Raw genomic sequence first — 18,995 nt, 5'->3', positions numbered from 1 at the left:
CGGTGCACCCCGGAGTGCACCGGCCCGGCCCCTTGCCCGGCCCGGCCGCCCTCACCGGGGACCGGGCACGGCCTCGGCTCCGGGCACGGCCTCGGGCAGGGACGTCAGGCGGCTGACGGGGGAGGCGACCAGGGCGGGGACGACGGCGGCGGAGGCGACCGCGGCGACGACGAGGGCGGGGCCCGCGCCGATGCGCCCGGCGAGCAGGCCCGCGCACAGGCCGCCCAGGGCGCCGCCGCCGAACAGCAGGGTGCGGAAGGCCGCCGTCATCCGTCCCATCATCGGCTGCGGGGTCAGGCTCTGGCGCAGGCTCACGATGACCACCCCGGCCACCCCCAGGCCCAGGTAGGTGGTGAAGAAGGACACGACGTACATCCCGAGCACCACCGCCCGCGGCCCGGCGGCCGCGGCGATCAGCAGCGGGCCCAGCAGCAGGGCCGACTGGGCGGTGAGGTAGACCCGGCCGAGCGCGAAGCGCGCGATCACCCGGCGCGAGAGCAGCGCGCCCGCCAGCCCGCCGAGGGAGGCGGTCGCCAGGACGGCGCCCAGCGCGGACGGCGCGAGGTGGAGGTCGTTGGCGGCGTGCAGCAGGAACATCGTCCACACGGTGACCATGGAGAAGTTGCAGCAGAAGCCGACCAGCGCCAGCGCCCGCAGGACGCGGTCGCCCAGCACCCAGCCCAGCCCCTCGCGCAGTTCGCGCACCAGGTGGCGCCGCGCCCCGGGCGCGGGCGCCGGCTCGGGGGTGCGGATCAGCAGCAGCGACACCAGCGACAGCGCGTAGGAGCAGGCGTCCACCACCAGCGCCACCGGCGCGGTGAGCGCGGAGACCAGCAGGCCCGCCAGCCCCGGCCCGGCCACGTCGGCGGCCGACGAGCTCGCGCCCATCTTGGCACCGGCCTCCACGTAGTGCGCGGGGCTGCGCACCAGGACCGGCACGTAGGACATCCAGCTGACGTCGAAGGCCACCGAGGCGGTGCCGACGGCGCAGGCGATCGCCAGCAGCAGGCCCAGGTCCAGGGCGTGGAGCCAGTACAGCAGCGGGACCAGGGCGATCAGCAGCAGCCGGACGAGGTTGGCGCCGATCATGAGGGGCCGCCGGCGCACCCGGTCGCTCCAGACACCGATCGGCAGGGCCAGGACGAGGTAGGGGGCGAGCTGCAGGAAGCGCAGCAGCCCGACCTGTTCGTCGCTGGCGCCGAAGGCGCGGATCGCGGTCAGCGGCAGGGCCAGGGCGGTGATCTGGGTGCCGAGCAGCGACACCGTCTCGCCGAGCCAGAAGGTGAGGAAGTCGCGGTTGCGCCACAGGCCCGGCGCCGGGGCGCCGGCGGCGGGGAGCGGTTCCGACCCCGGGACAAAAGCGCTATTCTGTATCTTCATGTCCGACAGTAGCAGTACTGAGACCTTGGTGGCGCTCCTGCGGGCGGAGGTCGCCGCCCTGGCCCCCGGCGACCGGCTGCCCAGCAGCCGCGACGTGATCGCCCGTCACGGGGTCGGCCCGGTCACCGTCTCCCGGGCGATCGCCCAACTGGCCGCCGAGGGCGCGGTGGTCACCCGCCCCGGCAGCGGCACCTACGTCGCCCCCCGCCGCCCGGCCCGCGGCGGGGACGCGCCGGACACCTCCTGGCAGGCCCTGGCCCTGTCCGCCGCCTCCCGCGACCAGGGCCGTGACGCGCCCTGGCCGGAGGAGGCCGAGCGCCCCGCACCGCCGCCCGCCGGGGCCCTGGCCCTGTGCGGCGGCTACCTGCACGAGGACCTGCAGCCCACCCGGGCGCTGGGCGCGGCCCTGGCCCGGGCCGCCCGCCGCCCGGACGCCTGGCACCGCGCCCCGGTCGCCGGCCTCGCCCCGCTGCGGGCGATCTTCGCCCGCCAGGTCGGCGCCGCGGTCGGCCCCGAGGACGTCCTGATCACCGGCGGCGGCCAGGGCGCCCTGTCGATGCTCTTCCGCGCCGTCGCCGCACCCGGCGCCCCGGTCCTGGTGGAGTCGCCCACCTATCCCGGCGCCCTCGCCGCCGCCCGCGCCGCCGGCCTGCGCCCGGTACCCGTGCCGATCGACGCCGACGGCATCCGCCCCGACCTGCTCGCCGAGGCCTTCGCCATGACCGGCGCCCGCCTGCTCTACTGCCAGCCCACCGTCCACAACCCCACCGGCACCGCCCTGGCCCCCGAACGCCGCCGCCAGATCGTCGACGTGGCCCGCGCCGCCGGGGCGTTCCTCGTCGAGGACGACTTCGCCCGCCACCTCGGCCACGGCCGCCCGCTGCCGCCCCCGCTGGCCGCCGAGGACCGCGACGGCACGGTGATCCACCTGACCTCCCTCACCAAGCCCGCCTCGCCCAGCCTGCGCATCGGCGCCCTGGTCGCCCGCGGCCCGGTCATGCGCCGCCTGCAGGCGATGCGCCGCGTCGACGACTTCTTCATCGCCCGCCCCCTGCAGGAGGCCGCCGTCGAACTGCTCAGCACCCCCGCCTGGGAGCGCCACCTGCGGGCCCTGGCCGCCGCGCTGCGCGAGCGCTGCACCGCGCTGTCCGACGCACTGGCCCGCGAACTGCCCGACCTCGCCCCCGCCCGCCCCCCGGCCGGCGGCCTGCACCTGTGGCTGCGCCTGCCGCCGGCCCTCACCGACACCGCCGTCGCCGAGGCCGCCCGCGCCCACGGGGTGTGCGTCGACGCCGGCGCCGGCTACTTCCCCGCCGAGGCCCCCGCCGCCCACCTGCGCCTGGGCTTCGCCGCCACCGCCGACCCCGGCGACCTCGCCGAGGCCGCCCGACGCCTGGCCCTCGCCACCCGCTCCCTGACCACCGCTCCCTGACCCGCGCCCGCCCGCGCCCGCCCCCCGCGCCCCCGGACCCGCCCCCGGACCCGCCCGCGGGCCCGCAGCGCGGCCGGGCGGGGGAGCGGGAAAACTTTTTCGCGCCGCCTGTCACACGCGCGCGCCGCGTTCCGTCAAAGGGAGGACAGCACCAAACGCGGAGCAGGGAGCGAGACCCATGAACAACGACGCCCGTATGGCCAACCCCGCCGTCGTCATCCCCGAGGCGATGCCGGCGATCCTCGCCGTGGCGAAGGCCGCCCGCAAGGGCGGCGTGCCGGAGTCGACCCTGGAGCTGGTGCACCTGCGCGCCAGCCAGGTCAACGGCTGCAGCTACTGCGTGATCGGCGGGGTGGCCGGCGCGAAGAAGAACGGCGAGAGCGACGAGCGGCTGCACGCGGTCGCCGCCTGGCGCGAGGCCCCCTACTTCACCGACGCCGAGCGCGCCGCGCTCGAACTCGCCGAGCACGTCACCCGCCTGGCCGACCGGGCCGTGGTGCCCGACGAGGTGTGGGACGCCGCCGCCGCGCACTACGACGAGAAGCAGCTCGCGAGCCTGGTGCTGTGGATCAGTCTGACCAACTTCTTCAACCGCATCAACGCCACCACCCGCCAGCCCGGCGGCGCCACCTGGTGACGGGCCCGCCCCACCGCCCGTGACGGTACGTCAACACCGTTCCCCCGCCCCTTATTCCGAGAACCGTCGAAGTTTGACAGTTCTCGGAACAAGGGGTTTGGTGGGTTCCCGACCGCCACACGGGACCGGCACACGGGACCGCCACACGGGACCGCCACACGGGACCGCCACGCAAGACCGCCACACGGGACCGGCACGCAAGGCCGGCACGCACACCAGGGGAGCGCCACCATGGCCAGGGCCGTACTGTTCGACCGGATCGGCGGACCGGAGGTCCTCGCCGTCCACGACGTCCAGACCCCCGCCCCGGGCGCGGGGGAGCTGCGGATCAAGGTGGAGGCGATCGGCCTCAACCGCGCCGAGGTGCTCTTCCGCACCGGCACCTACCTCACCAGCCCCGACCTGCCCTCGGGCCTGGGCTGCGAGGCCGTGGGCACCGTGGACGCGACCGGCCCGGGCGTCGAGGGCTTCGCCCCCGGCGACCGGGTCGACGTCCTGCCGCTCTTCTCCCAGAACGACTACCCCACCTACGGCGACCTGGTCCTCGTCCCCGCCGCCGCCACCGTCCACCGCCCCCCGGGCCTGGACCCGGTCCGGGCCGCCGCCCTGTGGATGCCCTACCTCACCGCCTACGGCGCGCTGGCCGCCGACGGACACCTGCGCCCCGGCGACCACGCCCTGATCACCGCCGCCTCCTCCAGCGTCGGCCTCGCCGCCATCCGCACCGCCCGCCACCTGGGCGCCGTCCCCATCGCCACCACCCGCACCCGCGCCAAGCGCCGCCAACTCCTGGACGCCGGCGCCGCCCACGTTATCGTCACCGGCGAGCAGGACCTGCCCGCCGAGGTCGCCGCCATCACCGGCGGCCGCGGCGCCCGCACCGCCTTCGACCCCGTCAGCGGACCCGGCGTGGAGGACCTCGCCCGCGCCCTCGCCCCCGGCGGCGCCCTCATCGTCTACGGACGCCTGGACCCCCGCCCCACCCCGCTGCCCGGCGCCGACACCTTCGCCCCGATCACCAGCCGCTTCTACACCGTCTTCGAGGTCGCCGCCGACCCCGAACGGCTGCGCCGCGCCGTCGCGTTCATCACCGCGGGCCTGCGCGCCGGCACCCTCGCCCCGCTGGTCGACAGGGTCTTCGACGGCCTCGACGACATCGCCGACGCCCACCGCTACCTGGAGTCCAACGCCCAGGTCGGCAAGATCGTCGTCACCGTCCGGCCCTGAACCCGACCCCGAAACCCCCGAGCCCGACCCCCGAGCCAGACCCCCGAGCCCGACGCGGCGTCAGGTCCCCCAATCCCACAGGGACCTGACGCCGTGTCAGGCCTCGGGCCCCGCCTCGGCGTCCGCCGCCGCCACCACCGCCGCCAGCAGACCCGGAAAACGCCCCTCCAGCTCCTCCGAGCGCAGCGCGTTCATCTTCATCGTCCCCACGTAGTACTGGCGCACCAGCCCCGCCTGGCGCAGCACGTTGAAATGGTGCGTCGACGTCGACCGCGAGACCGGCAGGTCGAAGGACCCGCAGCTCAGAGCGCACCCGGCGTGCGCCAGACGGCGCACCACCGCCCGCCGCGCCGGGTCCGCCAGGGCCTCCAGCACCTGCTGCACCCCCACCTGCTCCACCCCCGGATGCGCCAGCACCCGCACACCGCCCCGGGCCCGCACCACGCCCCACCACCCCTATCCCGAGACCCGCACCGCCCTGCCGGGCGACGACGCTACTACGGCGCCGCCCCTCGCGCCGCCGCCCCGACAGGCCCGCAACAGGCCCGCAACACCGATGCGGGCACCCGGGCCCCCGCAGAGGGAGGCCCGGGCACCCGCAGATCCCCAGGGCTCAGGCCGCCCGGCCCACCCGCCCCGGACCGGGCACCGGCGCCGGACGCGTCGCCAACGGCTCGAAGATCCCCATCAGCACCGGATCCACCGCCCGCACCACCACCGGCGCCTCCGGCACCGGAGCCGGCGTGCGCAGCAGCCCCAGGTACAGCTCCTGCGTCTCGGGCGCCGGATCGATCCCCAGCTCCTCCGCCAGCACCCGCCGCAACTGCTGGTAGCAGCGCAGCGCCTCCGCCCGGTTCCCGGCCGCCGCCAGCGCCGCCATCCGGCACCGGTAGGCGCTCTCCCGGAACGGCGCCCGGCGCACCGCCTCGTCCGCGAACCGCAGCGCGTGGTGCTCCTCGCCCAGCGCCGACGCCGACAGGCTCGCCGTCTCCAGCGCCGACATCCGCAACTCGTCCACGTGCTCGCGCACCCCGTTCACCCACTCGCCCTCGTGGTCGGGCAGGAACGAACCGCGCAGGTTCGCGATCGCCCCCGAGGCCAGCTGCTGCGCCACCGCGAACGCACCCGCGCCCAGCGCCTCCCCCGCCTCCCCGACCGCCGACTCCGCGGCCTCCAGGTCCACCGCCGCGTCCTCGGGCAGCCGCAGCATGTACCGCCCGCCCTGCGCGATCAGCGGGGTGACCCCCGGCGCCTGCCCCGGCGCCGCCACGAACGCCCGCACCCGCGACACCACACTGCGCAGCGCCGACGCCCACGTGTCGGGCAGCCCGTCCGGCCACACCGTGTCCGCGAGGTGGTCGCGGCTGGTGCCCGCGGCCCGCTCCAGCACCAGCCGCGCGAACGCCACCTGCGCCTGCGCACTCGACAGGTGCTGCGGCGCACACCCCGGGTGCTCGATCGTGACGAGACCCGCCAGCCTGATCAGCACGACACCGCCCCCGCTCTGCCGTCCACGCCATCTCCCCGGAAACCGTTCACGTGCCCCAACCCCCAACTGAGAGCTCTGGAAACCCTGGACCGGAAACGCCGATAAACCCGCTCGGTTTCGACGGATTTCGACCATACATTCGCTCGCTTGCGCGATGTCAACACCGGGCGGCCAACATTCCCAGCCGGCACCGCGATGTGTCGTACCCGTCCGGTTTCCGCACGTCAGAGCCCCACCAGGGCGGTATTGCGCACGCCTTGCGCGCCCTGCCGTAGAAATGTAGCCATCCTTGAGCGCCCCCGGTGAAGGCCTCGAGAAGAAACCGCCGAAACACCGGACACCCTCCGGCGGAACACCGCGCACCACCCGCCGGACAACCGCGCCACCCGCCCGGAAAAACCCCGCACCACCCGCCGAAGAAAATTCCGCCGCGCCGCGACGTCGATGAGGAGAAGGCACGTGAACGCAACCGGAGGATGGGACCGACTCGAGCCGAAACTGGCCGCCACCCGCAACCGCGTGAGCGCACTGGAGTCCGACCCCTCCCGCCGCAACAGCTTCGTCGCCTACACCGTCGAACGCGACAGCGCCTACGCCGACCTCGACGGCGAGCGCCTGCTGATGATGTCCGGCTACAGCTACCTCGGCCTGGCCGGCGACGAACGCGTCGTCGCCGCCGCCAAGGCCGCCGTCGACCTCTACGGCACCGGCAACCACGGCGTGCGCGCCCTGGCCGGCACCATCCCCCTGCACGAGGAGCTCGAAGCCGAGGTCGCCAGCTTCGCCCGCCGCGAACAGGCCCTGGTCTTCGGCTCCGGCTACGCCGCCAACGTCGGCACCATCGGCGGCATCGTCGGCCCCGGCGACACCGTCCTGATCGACAAGTACGACCACGCCAGCATCGTCGACGGCTGCCGCCTCAGCGGCGCCACCGTCACCCGCTTCCGCCACAACGACGTCGAGCACCTGGAGCGCCGCCTCAGGGCCGCCGACCCGCGCGGCGTGCGCCTGGTCGTCGTCGACAGCGTCTACTCCATGGACGGCGACATCGCCCCCCTGCCCGAGCTGCGCGCCGTCTGCGACGCCCACAACGCCCTCCTGATGGTCGACGAGGCCCACGCCCTGGGCGTCATCGGCGAGGCCGGCGGCGGCATCGAGGAGCACTTCGGCCACCGCCACCGCGTCGACATCAAACTCGGCACCCTCTCCAAGGCCATCCCCTCCATGGGCGGCTGGATCGCCGGCAGCGCCGACCTCATCGGCCACCTCAAGTACGCCGCCCGCCCCTTCCTCTTCTCCGCCGCCCTCGCCCCCGCCCAGGCCGCCGCCGCACTGGAGTCCCTGCGCATCCTGCGCCGCGAACCCGAACGCGTCACCCACATCCAGACCCAGGCCCAGCGCCTGCGCACCGCCCTCAACCAGGCCGGCATCCGCACCATGGCCAGCGAGACCGCCGTCATCCCCGTCATCGCCGGCTCCGACGACGCCGCCTACGACTACGCCACCGCCTGCCGCAAGGCCGGCGTCATCGGCCTGCCCGTCGTCACCCCCGCCGTGCCCAACGACCTCGCCCGGCTGCGCATCGCCGTCACCGCCCGCCACACCCCCGCCGACATCGACTTCGCCGCCGGCGCCTTCCTCACCGCCGCCCGCCAGACCGGCCTGATCTGACCGGACGCGCGCCGACCCGGCCCGCCCCGACCGACCCGCCCCGAACCAGCCCCGCCCCGATCCGGGCGGCCCGAACCCGGCCCCGCCCCGCACCCGGGGCGCCCCGAACCGGCCCCGCCCCGATCCGATCGGCCGCCACCACCCGCGCGCCGGAAGGGAGACACCCATGGCACCCCGCCCACCCAGGCCCGACATCGCCATCACCGGCCTCGGCGTGGTCAGCCCCGCCGGATCCACCCCCGGCGACTTCTGGACCACCCTGCGCGCCGGCACCTCCACCGCCGCCGCCCTCGACCACCTCGACCTCCGACACCACCGCGTGCGCATCGGCTGCCGCGTGCGAGGCCTGGACCAGGCCGCCCACGCGGAGGCCGAGCGGCTGCCCGCCAAGGACGCCCGCCGCCTGGACCCCTTCGCCCACTACGGCACCCTCGCCGCCCTCGCCGCCCACCGCGACGCCGGCCACCCCCAGGCCCCGCCCGGACGCACCGCCATCATCGTCGGCAACGCCGTCGGCGGACGCACCACCAGCGACCGCGAGTCCGCCCACTACACCAGCCACGGCCCCGCCAAGGTCAACCCGCTGATGCCGCTGGTCACCATGCCCAACGCCGCCGCCGCCCAGATCGCCATGCGCCTGGACTGGCACGGCCCCGCCCTGACCATCGCCACCACCTGCGCCAGCAGCGCCGACGCCATCGGCCACGCCCTGCTGCTCCTGCAGACCCACCGCGCCGACCTCGTCATCGCCGGCGGCTGCGAGGCCACCCTCACCCCCGTCACCCTCGCCGGGTTCGGCAACCTCAACGCCGTCTCCCTGCGCAACGACGACCCCGCCCGCGCCAGCCGCCCCTTCGACACCGACCGCGACGGCTTCGTGATGGGCGAGGGCGCCGGCTTCCTCGTCCTGGAACGCCTCGACGACGCCCGCGCCCGCCGCGCCCGCCCCTACGCCCTGCTCGCCGGCTACGCGGCCACCGCCGACGCCCACCACCTGTCGATGCCCCGCCCCGACGGCTCGGGGGCCGCCGACGCCATGCGCGCCGCGATCGCCGACGCGGGCCTGACCCCCGGCGACATCGCCCACGTCAACGCCCACGGCACCTCCACCGTCCACAACGACCGCGCCGAAGCGGCCGCCCTGCGCACCGTCTTCGGCCCCCACCGGGTACCGGTCACCTCCACCAAGGGCGTCACCGGCCACCTGATCGGCGCCGCCGGCGCCGTCGAACTCATCGCCGCCGTCCAGGCCATGCGCGCCGGCGAGGTCCCGCCGACCGCCAACCACGAGCACACCGAGCCGGGCCTGGACATCGACGTCGTCCACCGCGCCCCGCGCCCCGTGCCCACCGGCGCGGCCCTGTCCAACTCCTTCGGCTTCGGCGGCCACAACTCCTCCCTGGTGGTGACCCCAGCATGACCACGACGACGACCCCGACCACCCCGGCCCCGGCCCCCGGCCCCGCCCCGGCCCAGGCCCCCGCCCCGGTGCCGGACACCGGCCCGCGCACCTCCCGGCGCACCGCCACGGCCGGCGAACTCGCCGAGTACCGGGCCTGTGCCCGCACCGGCCTGCCCCCCGCCCGCGACGACGCCCCCTCACCGGTCCACCCCTTCGTCCTCGCCCACACCCTCGCCGAACACACCGTCACCGCCCTCACCGCCCACGAGAGCGGCCCCGTCGCCGTCGTCCACCTCGGCCAGGAGATCCGCACCACCCGCCCCGTACGCGCCGGCGAACCCGCCACCGTCGACCTCACCGTCCTCGGCGCCCGCCGCGAGGCCCGCGGCACCCGCCTGGCCCTGCGCACCCGCCTCAGCGCCGACGGCACGGTCTTCGCCGAACTCCTCACCTCCGCCCTGCTGCTGGGCGCCCGCACCATCGAACCCTTCGGCGACATCCCGCCCGCCCCCGTCCCCGGCACCACCCCCGGCGAGCCCGCCACCACCCGGCGCACCCTCGACGCCGCCGCCGTCCACCGCTACGCCCACGCCTCCGGCGACCTCAACCCCATCCACCTCGACGACCAGGCCGCCCGCGCCGCCGGCTTCCCCGGCGTCATCGCCCACGGCATGAGCCTGCTCGCCCTGGCCGCCGAGGAGATCGCCGACCGCTACGCCGACGGCGACGCCACCCGCATCAGCGGCCTCGGCGCCCGCTTCGCCGCCCCCGTCGCCCCCGGCACCGACCTGCACCTGCGCCTGCACCCCCACGACGACGCCACCGTCGTGCGCTTCACCCTCACCACCGACACCGGCACCGCCGTCAAAGCCGGCTGGGCCACCCTCACCCCGCCCCGCGAGGACGCCCGATGACCACCACACCGCCGCCCCTCGCCCTCCCGGACGCCTTCGCCGCCCAGGCCCGCCAACAGCCCGACGCCCCCGCCCTCAGCTGGCACGGCCGCACCACCACCTACCGCGAACTGGCCGCCGCCGCCGAGACCGAACGCGCCCGCCTCACCACCCTCGACCTCGCCCCCGGCGAACCGCTGGGCGTCCTCGCCCCCAAGTCCCCCGGCGCCGTCGCCCTCGTCCTGGCCTGCCTGCTGGAACGCCGCCCCTTCCTGCTGCCCTCCCCGGCCCTGGCCCCCGCCCTGCTCACCGCCCTCTTCGAACAGGCCGGCGCCCGCCACATCCTCGCCCCCCACGACGAACCCCAGCCCGCCGCACCCCCCGCCCCCCGCACCGCCCCCACCCTCGCGGCCGGCACCTCCTTCCTGCTCACCACCTCCGGCTCCACCGACCTGCCCAAGACCGTCCCCCTCGCCCAGAGCGGCATCGACCGCTTCACCGCCTGGGCCCACGACACCTTCGACCTGGGACCGGGGCGCACCGTCCTCAACTACGCCCCCCTCAACTTCGACCTGTGCCTGCTCGACGTCTGGGCCACCCTCGCCCACGGCGGCCACGTCGTCCTCGTCGACCCCGCCCACGCCGCCAACGGCCGCCACCTGCTCACCCTGCTCCAGACCCACCGCCCCCACGTCGTCCAGGCCGTCCCCATGTTCTACGCCCTGCTCGCCGAGGCCGCCCGCCCCACCGCCGCCGTCCTCGACAGCGTCGAACACGCCGCCTTCACCGGCGACGCCATCGACCGGCGCACCCTCGCCGCCCTGCCCGACCTGCTCCCCGCGGCCCGCCTCTACAACATCTACGGCTGCACCGAGACCAACGACAGCTTCCTGCACCCCCTGGACACCCTCGACGCCACCGCCGCCCTGCCCGTGCCCATCGGCCGCCCCCTGCCCGGCGTCCACACCCTGCTCGTCGACGACCGGGGACAGCCCCTGGAAGGCCCCGGCAGCGGCGAACTCTACGTCGCCACCCCCTTCCAGGCCGCCGGCTACCTCGACCGCGCCCGCGACGCCGGCCGCTTCACCACCCACCCGCCCGGCGCAGGCGAAGGACGCCGCTGGTTTCGCACCGGCGACCTCGTCACCCGCGACGAGGCCGGACGCCTGCTGCTCACCGGCCGCAGCGACCACCAGGTCAAGGTCCGCGGCGTCGCCGTCAACACCGCCGAGATCGAACGCGTCCTGCTGGAACACCCCGAGGTCCGCGAGGCCGCCGTCGCCGCCCGCCCCGACCCGCTCACCGGCAAACGCCTGCTCGCCGCCGTCCACCGCACCCCCGGCAGCACCCTCAACAGCCTGGTCCTGCGCGAACACCTGGCCCGGCGCCTGCCGCGCGCCGCCGTCCCCGCCCAGCTGACCATCACCGACACCCCGCTGCCCAAGACCCCCACCGGCAAGGTCGACCGCAAGGCCGTCGACCCCGCCCCCGCCTGACCACCCGACCACCTGTCCGCCTGACCGTCCCGTCACCCGAGGAGAACCGACACCATGAGCAACACCGCCACCATCAAGCGCTTCCTCATCGAGGAGTTCCTGCCCGACGTCAGCGCCGACCAGCTCGCCGACGACCACGACCTCCTCTCCGACGGCGTCATCGACAGCCTCGGCGTCCTCAAGCTCATCGCCTGGGTCGAGGACCGCTTCGAGCTGCCCGTCGACGACACCGACCTCGACCCCAACAACTTCCGCTCGGTCGCCGCCATCGACGCCTTCATCACCCAGCGCCGCACCCCCGCCCCGGTCGCGGGCTGATCCGAATGCACCCGGCCCTCACCACACTCCTGCGCCACGAACCGGTCGACGCCGACACCTGGCGCTCGTGGTGGGACCAGCTGGACGAACGCCGCCCGGGCCCAGGCCGCGACAGCGACCGGGCCCAGGCGGCGGCCCTGCTGGCCTCCCTCACCACCCGCCTGCCCGACCCGGACACCCTGCGCGCCCTGACCGCCTCCCTGACCGAACGCGCCCCCCACCCCGGCCCCGCCCACCCCCACGCCGTCAACGTCGTCGGCACCGGCGGCGGCCCCGCCACCTTCAACATCTCCACCGCCGCCGCCCTCACCGCCGCCACCCTGGGCGTACGGGTCGTCAAAACCGGCTCCCGCGCCTACACCAGCGCCGCCGGCTCCATCGACCTGCTGGACCGCCTGCGCATCCCCCTCACCACCTCCCACCGCCACACCGCCGACCACCTCGACCGCCACGGCATCGCCTTCGCCGGCCCGCACGTCTACCCCGCCCCCCTCACCCGCCTGGCCCGCCTGCTCCACCCCCTGCCCCTCAAGCCCTTCGGCCGCTTCCTCAACGCCCTGGGCCCCTTCCTCGCCGCCGTCCCCGTCAGCGCCCAGCTCACCGGCGTCTCCCACGCCGCACCCCTGGACACCCTGCGCGCCCTCGCCCGCCACACCACCGACCGCACCCTGTGGCTGGCCGCCAACACCGCCGGCGCCGACGAACTCCTGCCCTTCGCCGACAACACCCTGCACACCCACACCCCCGGCACCGCACCCGCCACCGTCCACCTGCCCGCCGCCGCCCTGGACGAGGCCACCGGCACCCTCGCCGACCTCGCCCCCGCCCCCGACCGCCTCACCACCCACTTCCTCGACACCCTCACCCACCGCGCCCACCCCACCGCCACCCGCACCATCGCCCTCAACGCCGCCGCCCTCGCCGTCGCCTGCGGCCACACCCCCCACTGGCCCACCGCCTACCGCGCCGCCCTCGACGCCCTCGCCGACGGCGCCCCCCGCGCCCTGGCCGAACGCCTCTCCCGCACCCCGGCGGCCACCCATGCCTGACACCACACCCACACCCACCGCACCCGCCGCCACCGCGCCCGCCGCCACCGCACCCGCGACCGCCGCACCCGCCCGCGCCTTCTTCCCGCCCCGCCCCGACGGACAACCGGGCCTGGCCCTGTTCCTCAACGCCGGCGACCCGCCCGCCCCCGCCCTGAGCGACCTGATCCTCATGCTCGACGAGGAACGCCTCGACGTCCTCGAACTCGCCGTCCCCTTCCCGAACTCCGCCACCGACGGCCCCGTCATCCGCCGCTCCGCCACCCGCGCCCTCGCCCACGCCACCACCCTCGACACCGTCCTGGCCCACCTCGCCGAGCTGCGCCCGCACCTGCGCCACCTGCGCATCGCCCTGCTCGCCGACTGGAGCCACAGCCTCAAACACCACGACCCCGCCGCCGCCACCACCGCCATCGCCCGGGCCGGCGCCGACGCCCTGCTCGTCCACGCCCTGCCGCCCCGGCTGCGCCCCGCCTACCGCGAGGCCGCCCGCGCCGCCGCCCTGCCCCAGGTCACCACCTGCTACCACGGCTCCGCCGACCACGTGATCGCCGACGCCGCCGAGCACGCCGGCGCCTACGTCTACCTGGTCGCCCACTACGGCCGCTCCGGCACCGCCCCGGCAGCCGGCCACGGCGCCCTGGCCGACACCGTCGCCGCCCTGCGCGCGCGCACCGACGCGCCGGTCGCGGTCGGCTTCGGGGTCCGCGACGCCGCCGACGTCGCCGCCGTCGCCCGCACCGGCGCCCACGCCGCGATCGTCGGCTCCGCGGCCGTCGCCCGCGTCGAGCAGGCCCTCGACCAGCGCCGCGACGTCGTCACCGACCTGCGGGCCTTCGTCCGCGCCCTGCGCACCCCCTGAGACCTCCGGCCCCCCGCGGACCGGAACCGCACCACCCGCACCACCGGCACCGCCCGCAGTACCCGTACCACCGCAACTCCCAGCAATCCCAGCACCCTCAGCACCCTCAGCGACCTCCGAGTGAAAGGCAGACCACCATGCTCATCCGCGACCTCGAAGACGTGAAGACCGTCGAGTGGGGCAACGGCCTGTCCCGGCGCTTCCTGCTGGCCGGCGACGGCCTCGGCTACAGCCTCACCGACACCCTCGTACGCGCCGGCACCAAGTCCCGCCTGGAGTACCGCAACCACATGGAGGCCTGCTACTGCATCGCGGGCTCCGGCGAGGTCATCGACCTGGACGGCAACGCCCACCCCATCACCCCCGGGCGCATGTACGCCCTCGACCAGCACGACGCCCACTACCTCGTCGCCAGCCCCGACGAGGACCTGCGCCTGGTGTGCGTCTTCGCCCCCGCCCTGCAGGGCGACGAGGTCCACCAGCTCGACGCCCACTCCTCCTCCGCCTACTAGAGCCGACCCGAGTACCCCGGGCCCGACCGGGCCCGGAGGAAGGCGGTAGTCCCGTGATCCGCTGGAACGCCGACCAGAGGGCCCTGCGCGAGGGCCTGGCCCGGTGGAGCGACGACCTGAGCGCCGGACACATCGACCAGGACGAGGAGGGCACCTTCTCCTTCGACAAGTGGCGCATGATCCAGAAGACCGGCATCCTCTCCCTGCCCTTCGACGAGCAGTACGGAGGACTCGACCAGTCGCTGCTGACCACCATGTACGTCCTGGAGGGCCTGGGGGAGGGCTGCCGCGACGGAGGCCTCAACTTCTCCGTCACCACCAGCCTCGCCTCCACCGGCGTCCCCCTGCAGGCCTTCGGCTCCACCGCCCTCAAGGAGGCCTACCTGCCGCGCATCGCCTCCGGCGAGGCGATCGGCGCCCACGCCATCACCGAGGCCGAGGGCGGCTCCGACGCCATGCAGATGCGCACCCGCGCCGAACGCGACGGCGACGGCTTCGTCCTGACGGGCAGCAAGACCTTCGTCAGCAACGGGCCCGTCGCCGACGTCGTCGTCGTCTACGCCCGCACCCACCCCCAGGGCGGCGCACTCGGGGTCACCGCCTTCCTCCTGGACCGCGACACCCCCGGCATCACCGTCGGGCGCCCGATGAAGAAGATGGGCCTGCGGACCTCGCCGCTCAGCGAGCTCTACCTCGACGAGGTCCGCGTCCCCGCCACCCGCGTCATCGGCCGGGTCGGCGGCGGCTTCCTGGTCCTGGACCACGTCATGAAACGCGAGATCCTCTACTCCTTCATCGTCAACGTCGGCGAGATGCAGCACCGCCTGGACCGCTGCATCGAGTACGCCAAGACCCGGATGTCCTTCGGCAAGCCGATCGGCTCCTACCAGTCCGTCGCCAACAAGATCGTCGACACCAAGATCCGCCTGGAGACCGCCCGCAAGTGGCTCTACGACACCGCCCAGCGCCTGGAGGAGGGCGAGAACGTCACCGTCGACATGGCCATCTCCAAACTCCTCACCAGCGAGAGCAACCTCGCCACCAGCCTCGCCGCCGTCCAGGTCTTCGGCGGACACGGCTACATGTCCGAGTACGGCCTGGAGAAGGACGTCCGCAACGCGGTCGCCGGCACCATCTACTCCGGCAGCAACGAGATCCAGTACAACCGCATCGCCTCCATGCTGGGCCTGGGCAAATGACCACGACCACGCCCCCGGCCCCGCACGCCCCTACCGCCGGGCCCCGCCACCTCAAGGTGTGCGGGGCCCGCACCCCGGCCGACCTCGCCCTGCTCGCCGGCCACGGCGCCACCCTGGCGGGCCTGTGGCACGGCATCCCCGGCGGCCCCGCCGACCTCACCCTGCCCCAACTCGCCCGCCTGGCCGCCGCCGCCCGCGACCAGGGCATCGAACCCACCCTCGTCACCTTCCTCGACGACCCCGCCCGCCTGGCCGCCGCCGCCACCGCCACCGGCATCCGCTGGATCCAGCTGCACGCCTACCAGCCCCCCGCCGTGGTCCGCGCCCTGCGCGCCGCCCTGCCCGACGCCGTCCTGCTCAAGGTCCTCCACCTCCAGGGCCCCACCTGCCTGGAACGCCCCCTCATCGGCGCCTACCAGCGCGCCGGCACCGACCTGTTCCTCCTCGACACCGCCACCGCCGACGGCCGCGTCGGCTCCACCGGCCAACGCCTGGACCCCGCCCACGTCCTGGCCCTGCTGCCCCGCCTGGAACGCCCCTTCCTCCTCGCCGGCGGCCTCACCCCCGACAACCACCACGCCTACCGCGCCGTCACCGCCCACCCCCTCTACCGCGGCGCCGACATCGACACCGGCGCCCGCGACACCGCCGGCCGCTTCACCGCCGCCGCCGTCACCGCCCTCGCCCGCACCTGGCACCGTGAGGAACAGCCCGCATGACCTTCACCGACGCCCTCCTCGCCGCCCGGCGCCCACTGATCATGGAGATCAAACTCCGCGACCCCCACGGCCGCGACCTCCTCGCCGGCCGCACCGTCGACGACCTCGTCACCCGCTACGAACAGGCCGGCGCCCCCTGCCTGTCCGTCGTCACCGGCCGCTGGTTCGGCGGCACCCCCGACCTGCTGCGCCAGGTCACCGAACGCACCGAACTCCCCGTCCTGCAGAAGGACTTCCTCACCCGGCCCGCCCAACTCGCCACCGCCCGGCGCCTGGGCGCCCGCGCCGTGCTGCTCACCGCGGCCCTGCTGTCGCGCGCCCAGCTCCACAAACTCGTCGCCGCCGCCCTCGACGAGGGCCTGACCCCCTTCGTCGAGGTCACCGGCGAGGACGAGATCGCGGCCCTGCCCCACGCCGGCGACTGCGTCGTCGCCGTCAACAACAAGGACATCCGCACCCGCGAACGCGACCCGGGCGACCTCACCCGCAGCCTGCGCCTGCTGCCCGCCCTGCACGCCACCGCCACCCGCGCCCCCGTCAGCGCCAGCGCCATCACCGACCCCCGCGACGGCGCCCGCCTCCTGGACGCCGGCTACGCGGGCCTGCTGATCGGCACCTCCCTGATGCGCAGCACCGACCTGCCCGGCTGGCTCGCCGCCCTCGACGCCGCCCGCACCGCCCCCGCCCCGGCCCGCACCGCTGCGGCCCGCACCGCCCCGGCCGCGTTGTGAGCGCCCGCCCGCTCACCCTCGACGCCGACGGCCTGCCGCTGTCCGCGCTGGTAGCCGAGCCCGCCGAGCCCGCCGCGCAGCCCCGGGCCCTGGTGCTGGCCGTGCACGGGCGCGGCATGCGCGCCGCCTACTTCGACGGCCCCGCCGACCCGGCCACCAGCCTGCTCGCCCACGGCGCCCGCCACGGCCACACCGTGCTGGCCGTCGACCGCCCCGGCCACGGCGCGAGCGCCGCCCACCTGCCCGCCGGCGCCCTGATCGCCGACCAGGGCACCGCGATCGCCGCCGCCCTCGCCGACTACGCCCGCACCCGCCCGGTCGGCGCCGGCGTCCTGCTGCTGGCCCACTCCTTCGGCGGCAAGATCGCCCTGCACCTCGCCGCGCACTGGCCCCGGCACCTGCCGCCGCTGCTGGGCGTCGACGTCTCCGGCCTCGCCCAGCACTACGCCCCCGGCGCCTGGGACCGGGCCGAGACCCTCGCCGCCGGCGCCACCCGCCTCAACTGGGGCCCCCTCAACCTCTACCCGCCGGGCACCTTCCACGCCGCCCGCCGCCTGCTCACCCCCGTGCCCGCCCTGGAGAACCGCGAACTCGCCACCTGGCCCGCCCGCTTCGCCCGCCTCGCCGCCCGCATCCACGTGCCCGTGCGGCTGACCTTCGCCGACCACGAGGCCTGGTGGAACCTGGACGGCCAGGACCTCACCGCCGCCTTCCCGCCCGGCACCGCCACCGTCCACCACCACCGGGGCGCCGGCCACAACCTCTCCCTGGCCCGCACCGCCCCCGCCTACCACCAGAACGCCCTCACCTTCGCCGACCACCACCTCCCCACCCCCCACCAACCCGCCTGAGCACCCCCGCGCCGGCGACCCGAAGACCGAGGGCGCGCGGCCCACTTGCGGCCGCGCGCCCTCGGGGGACGTCCCTTGTGGTGCAGCTGAACTCGCGGCTCAGATCTCGCCGGCGACGACGCTGTCGACGAAGGCGTGCCACTCCTGCGGTGCGAAGGCCAGGACGGGTCCCCGGCCCTCGGCCTTCGAGTCCCGGACTCCGACGGCGCCCTGGTGAAAGGCCACTTCTACGCACTGGCCGCCGTTGTCGCCGCTGAAGGTGCTCTTGTGCCACGCAGCGCCGGTGAAGTCCGGGATGTTCATGGAGGCAGCTCCCTGTCGGAGGGCCTGTGCCAGTCGGCTCCTGCCAGGCCAAGGATCATGTTCCTCGACTCTACGTGCCCCAGGGCCGCGGATTGCAGGCGACTCCACAGCGCGGTGTAGGACTGGACCCCGTCCGGCCTGTCCACCCTCCCACCCCCCCCTGCCGCCCCCGCGCACGGACCGGCGGTGACCCCCACCCGCGCCGGCCCCGGGCCGCGGAGTGGGAAGTCGGACCCGCCGACTTCCCACTCCGGGCATCCTCGGCCGGCCCGCGTCCGCCACCCGCGCCCGCCGCCGGACGGCCCCGGCCGGCCCGACCGGATGCTCTACGAGCTCTACCCAGCCGCCATGGGCAACCGGCTGCGCCGCGCCACCTACCAGACGGTGCAGCCGGGTGAGCCTCACGCCGCTGCGGGCCGGGCGGCCGCCGCGAGCTCGGTGAAGGCGCCCTCCCAGACCGTCCGGACCGCCGGGCCCACCAGGGTGCGCAGCACCGGCCACAGCTCCACCAGCAGCCCCGCGTCCAGGAAGCGGACCAGGTCCTCGCGCATGCCCTCGGTCAGGACCACCCGGTAGAGGCCCATCCTCAGCCGGGGCCGCTCCAGATCGAAGCGGTTCAGCCCCGACCACACCAGGTGCACCGGCAGCTCGACCGTGCCGCCCACCGGTCCGGCGAGGTCCTCCAGCCGTTGCGGCAGCCGTGCGGCCAACCGCTCACGGCGGCCGTCCGGCATCACGGGGAAACCCATGCCCCGACTATCCCCCCACCCGTGCCGGTCCCGGGCCGTGGAGTGGGAAGTCGGACCCGCCGACTTCCCACTCCG

The 18,995-nt window shown here is 75.5% G+C and carries 20 protein-coding genes; 15 read left to right on the top strand and 5 right to left on the bottom strand.

The genetic code is table 11. From position 1 onward, the window contains the following. Window positions 1–51: 51 nt before the first annotated feature. A complete protein-coding gene (locus ACFVVX_RS11855; RefSeq protein WP_387944166.1) occupies window positions 52–1,380 on the bottom strand; it encodes an MFS transporter in 1,329 nt (442 codons plus the stop codon). Here ACFVVX_RS11855 and ACFVVX_RS11850 point away from each other — a divergent pair. From ACFVVX_RS11850 to ACFVVX_RS11840, 3 genes are all read left to right on the top strand, one after another. Then, window positions 1,379–2,812 (top strand): PLP-dependent aminotransferase family protein, encoded by a 1,434-nt coding sequence (locus ACFVVX_RS11850; RefSeq protein ID WP_387944164.1) that lies wholly within the window; start codon window positions 1,379–1,381, stop codon window positions 2,810–2,812. The genes ACFVVX_RS11855 and ACFVVX_RS11850 overlap by 2 nt on opposite strands. Window positions 2,813–2,990: 178 nt before the next feature. Continuing rightward, entirely contained in the window at window positions 2,991–3,449 is a 459-nt protein-coding gene (locus ACFVVX_RS11845) for a carboxymuconolactone decarboxylase family protein (protein WP_387944162.1), read from the top strand. Between the two features lie 231 nt (window positions 3,450–3,680). Continuing rightward, window positions 3,681–4,676 (top strand): zinc-dependent alcohol dehydrogenase family protein, encoded by a 996-nt coding sequence (locus ACFVVX_RS11840; RefSeq protein ID WP_387944160.1) that lies wholly within the window; start codon window positions 3,681–3,683, stop codon window positions 4,674–4,676. Window positions 4,677–4,772: 96 nt separating this feature from the next. Here the strand turns inward: ACFVVX_RS11840 and ACFVVX_RS11835 are convergent, their stop codons facing one another. Together ACFVVX_RS11835 and ACFVVX_RS11830 are read right to left on the bottom strand one after the other, a co-directional pair. Then, window positions 4,773–5,060, bottom strand: a complete 288-nt coding sequence (locus ACFVVX_RS11835; protein WP_387944158.1) for an ArsR/SmtB family transcription factor — start codon at window positions 5,058–5,060, stop codon at window positions 4,773–4,775. 229 nt (window positions 5,061–5,289) lie between these two features. After that, entirely contained in the window at window positions 5,290–6,165 is an 876-nt protein-coding gene (locus ACFVVX_RS11830; RefSeq protein ID WP_387944156.1) for a BTAD domain-containing putative transcriptional regulator, read from the bottom strand. A 459-nt stretch (window positions 6,166–6,624) separates the two neighbouring features. On the opposite strand from ACFVVX_RS11830, the gene ACFVVX_RS11825 reads away from it, so the two are divergent. The 12 genes from ACFVVX_RS11825 (at window position 6,625) to ACFVVX_RS11770 (ending at window position 17,868) form a co-directional block, all read left to right on the top strand. Continuing rightward, on the top strand, window positions 6,625–7,836 hold the full coding sequence (locus ACFVVX_RS11825; protein ID WP_387944154.1) for an aminotransferase class I/II-fold pyridoxal phosphate-dependent enzyme: 1,212 nt from the start codon (window positions 6,625–6,627) through the stop codon (window positions 7,834–7,836). Window positions 7,837–8,002: 166 nt separating this feature from the next. Further along, the gene (locus ACFVVX_RS11820; RefSeq protein WP_387944152.1) at window positions 8,003–9,256 is read left to right on the top strand and encodes a beta-ketoacyl-[acyl-carrier-protein] synthase family protein; all 1,254 of its coding nucleotides are present in this window, start codon (window positions 8,003–8,005) and stop codon (window positions 9,254–9,256) included. Next, window positions 9,253–10,152, top strand: a complete 900-nt coding sequence (locus ACFVVX_RS11815) for a MaoC/PaaZ C-terminal domain-containing protein (RefSeq protein WP_387944150.1) — start codon at window positions 9,253–9,255, stop codon at window positions 10,150–10,152. Before ACFVVX_RS11820 ends, ACFVVX_RS11815 begins: the two co-directional genes overlap by 4 nt. Next, window positions 10,149–11,627 (top strand): AMP-binding protein, encoded by a 1,479-nt coding sequence (locus ACFVVX_RS11810; protein ID WP_387944148.1) that lies wholly within the window; start codon window positions 10,149–10,151, stop codon window positions 11,625–11,627. Before ACFVVX_RS11815 ends, ACFVVX_RS11810 begins: the two co-directional genes overlap by 4 nt. Window positions 11,628–11,681: 54 nt before the next feature. Then, on the top strand, window positions 11,682–11,945 hold the full coding sequence (locus ACFVVX_RS11805) for an acyl carrier protein (RefSeq protein WP_387944146.1): 264 nt from the start codon (window positions 11,682–11,684) through the stop codon (window positions 11,943–11,945). A 5-nt stretch (window positions 11,946–11,950) separates the two neighbouring features. After that, on the top strand, window positions 11,951–12,994 hold the full coding sequence (locus ACFVVX_RS11800) for a hypothetical protein (RefSeq protein ID WP_387944144.1): 1,044 nt from the start codon (window positions 11,951–11,953) through the stop codon (window positions 12,992–12,994). Further along, window positions 12,987–13,856: a tryptophan synthase subunit alpha gene (trpA, locus tag ACFVVX_RS11795; RefSeq protein ID WP_387944142.1), complete on the top strand. Its 870-nt coding sequence runs from the start codon at window positions 12,987–12,989 to the stop codon at window positions 13,854–13,856. Before ACFVVX_RS11800 ends, trpA begins: the two co-directional genes overlap by 8 nt. A 137-nt stretch (window positions 13,857–13,993) precedes the next feature. After that, window positions 13,994–14,368, top strand: a complete 375-nt coding sequence (locus ACFVVX_RS11790) for an ectoine synthase (protein WP_387944140.1) — start codon at window positions 13,994–13,996, stop codon at window positions 14,366–14,368. A gap of 53 nt (window positions 14,369–14,421) precedes the next feature. Continuing rightward, the gene (locus ACFVVX_RS11785) at window positions 14,422–15,567 is read left to right on the top strand and encodes an acyl-CoA dehydrogenase family protein (RefSeq protein WP_387944138.1); all 1,146 of its coding nucleotides are present in this window, start codon (window positions 14,422–14,424) and stop codon (window positions 15,565–15,567) included. Beyond that, window positions 15,564–16,286 (top strand): N-(5'-phosphoribosyl)anthranilate isomerase, encoded by a 723-nt coding sequence (locus tag ACFVVX_RS11780; protein WP_387944136.1) that lies wholly within the window; start codon window positions 15,564–15,566, stop codon window positions 16,284–16,286. The genes ACFVVX_RS11785 and ACFVVX_RS11780 overlap by 4 nt, the downstream gene beginning before the upstream one ends. Further along, on the top strand, window positions 16,283–17,017 hold the full coding sequence (locus ACFVVX_RS11775) for an indole-3-glycerol-phosphate synthase (RefSeq protein WP_387944134.1): 735 nt from the start codon (window positions 16,283–16,285) through the stop codon (window positions 17,015–17,017). The genes ACFVVX_RS11780 and ACFVVX_RS11775 overlap by 4 nt, the downstream gene beginning before the upstream one ends. Next, window positions 17,014–17,868, top strand: coding sequence for an alpha/beta hydrolase (locus ACFVVX_RS11770; RefSeq protein ID WP_387944132.1), 855 nt, complete (start codon window positions 17,014–17,016; stop codon window positions 17,866–17,868). Before ACFVVX_RS11775 ends, ACFVVX_RS11770 begins: the two co-directional genes overlap by 4 nt. A 99-nt stretch (window positions 17,869–17,967) precedes the next feature. Here the strand turns inward: ACFVVX_RS11770 and ACFVVX_RS11765 are convergent, their stop codons facing one another. Next, window positions 17,968–18,171 carry a DUF397 domain-containing protein gene (locus ACFVVX_RS11765; RefSeq protein ID WP_387944130.1) on the bottom strand — a complete coding sequence of 68 codons (204 nt, stop codon included), beginning with the start codon at window positions 18,169–18,171 and terminating at the stop codon, window positions 17,968–17,970. A gap of 401 nt (window positions 18,172–18,572) precedes the next feature. Beyond that, a complete protein-coding gene (locus ACFVVX_RS11760) occupies window positions 18,573–18,920 on the bottom strand; it encodes a transcriptional regulator (RefSeq protein ID WP_387944128.1) in 348 nt (115 codons plus the stop codon). Window positions 18,921–18,995 lie beyond the last annotated feature (75 nt).

The organism is Kitasatospora sp. NPDC058170 (genome assembly GCF_042883905.1).
GTDB lineage: Bacteria > Actinomycetota > Actinomycetes > Streptomycetales > Streptomycetaceae > Kitasatospora.
This window is presented reverse-complemented; position numbering and strand designations above follow the sequence as displayed.

What these genes read in the sequence shown, in the direction of transcription:
- ACFVVX_RS11850 (WP_387944164.1), top strand. Translation starts at nt 1,379, where the DNA reads ATGTCCGACAGTAGCAGTACTGAGACCTTGGTGGCGCTCCTGCGGGCG.
- ACFVVX_RS11855 (WP_387944166.1), bottom strand. Translation starts at nt 1,380, where the DNA reads ATGAAGATACAGAATAGCGCTTTTGTCCCGGGGTCGGAACCGCTCCCC.
- ACFVVX_RS11845 (WP_387944162.1), top strand. Translation starts at nt 2,991, where the DNA reads ATGAACAACGACGCCCGTATGGCCAACCCCGCCGTCGTCATCCCCGAG.
- ACFVVX_RS11840 (WP_387944160.1), top strand. Translation starts at nt 3,681, where the DNA reads ATGGCCAGGGCCGTACTGTTCGACCGGATCGGCGGACCGGAGGTCCTC.
- ACFVVX_RS11820 (WP_387944152.1), top strand. Translation starts at nt 8,003, where the DNA reads ATGGCACCCCGCCCACCCAGGCCCGACATCGCCATCACCGGCCTCGGC.
- ACFVVX_RS11815 (WP_387944150.1), top strand. Translation starts at nt 9,253, where the DNA reads ATGACCACGACGACGACCCCGACCACCCCGGCCCCGGCCCCCGGCCCC.
- ACFVVX_RS11810 (WP_387944148.1), top strand. Translation starts at nt 10,149, where the DNA reads ATGACCACCACACCGCCGCCCCTCGCCCTCCCGGACGCCTTCGCCGCC.
- ACFVVX_RS11805 (WP_387944146.1), top strand. Translation starts at nt 11,682, where the DNA reads ATGAGCAACACCGCCACCATCAAGCGCTTCCTCATCGAGGAGTTCCTG.
- ACFVVX_RS11800 (WP_387944144.1), top strand. Translation starts at nt 11,951, where the DNA reads ATGCACCCGGCCCTCACCACACTCCTGCGCCACGAACCGGTCGACGCC.
- trpA (WP_387944142.1), top strand. Translation starts at nt 12,987, where the DNA reads ATGCCTGACACCACACCCACACCCACCGCACCCGCCGCCACCGCGCCC.
- ACFVVX_RS11790 (WP_387944140.1), top strand. Translation starts at nt 13,994, where the DNA reads ATGCTCATCCGCGACCTCGAAGACGTGAAGACCGTCGAGTGGGGCAAC.
- ACFVVX_RS11780 (WP_387944136.1), top strand. Translation starts at nt 15,564, where the DNA reads ATGACCACGACCACGCCCCCGGCCCCGCACGCCCCTACCGCCGGGCCC.
- ACFVVX_RS11775 (WP_387944134.1), top strand. Translation starts at nt 16,283, where the DNA reads ATGACCTTCACCGACGCCCTCCTCGCCGCCCGGCGCCCACTGATCATG.
- ACFVVX_RS11765 (WP_387944130.1), bottom strand. Translation starts at nt 18,171, where the DNA reads ATGAACATCCCGGACTTCACCGGCGCTGCGTGGCACAAGAGCACCTTC.
- ACFVVX_RS11760 (WP_387944128.1), bottom strand. Translation starts at nt 18,920, where the DNA reads ATGGGTTTCCCCGTGATGCCGGACGGCCGCCGTGAGCGGTTGGCCGCA.